Source organism: Streptomyces parvus (assembly GCF_014648875.1).
In the GTDB taxonomy this organism is placed as follows: Bacteria; Actinomycetota; Actinomycetes; order Streptomycetales; family Streptomycetaceae; genus Streptomyces; species Streptomyces parvus.
Genome location: NZ_BMRY01000055.1, coordinates 1 through 554, shown reverse-complemented (window position 1 = coordinate 554; position 554 = coordinate 1). Strand labels below are relative to the sequence as shown.

The window sequence follows — 554 nt, the reverse complement described above, 5'->3', positions numbered from 1 at the left end:
CGACGCCGACGCGCTGGCCGGGGCCCTGATGCCGGGCATGGCGACCGACGCGCAGCTGGACGAGCTGCGCAGGGCCAGTGGCCGGAAGGCCGAGGTCCTCTACCTGAAGCTCATGACCGAGCACCACAGGGGCGGGGTCCACATGGCCCAGGGGTGCGTGGAGCGGTGCTCGGTGGAGGTCGAGCGGAACCTCGCCCAGGGCATGGTCGACGCCCAGGAGTCGGAGATCCTGCTGATGGCGGACATGCACCGCAAGCGCGGCGCCACCGCCTGAGGCGTCCGCAGGACGTTCCCGGCCCCCGTGACCCGCTGCGGTCGCGGGGGCCGACGCGTGCCCGCAGAATGAAGGCGCTCGGGGACCGACGTACGCCCAAGGACGTCCGACGAAAGGCACGCACCCCATGACCACGGCGAAGGACATCATGCACCCGGGGGCCCGCTGGATCCCGGAACACGAGACTCTCGACCGCGCGGCGCAGCTGATGCGCGAACTGAACGTGGGGGCGCTTCCTGTCGCCGACGAGAACGAACGGCTCTGCGGCATCGTGACCGAC

The 554-nt window shown here is 71.3% G+C and carries 2 protein-coding genes; both read left to right on the top strand.

Going from position 1 to position 554, the window contains the following annotated elements:
- On the top strand, window positions 1–274 hold a 274-nt coding region (locus IE140_RS35775; RefSeq protein WP_189461125.1), incomplete at its 5' end, for a DUF305 domain-containing protein.
- A gap of 127 nt (window positions 275–401) precedes the next feature.
- A partial coding sequence (locus IE140_RS35770; RefSeq protein ID WP_189461123.1) for a CBS domain-containing protein occupies window positions 402–554 on the top strand: 153 nt, incomplete at its 3' end.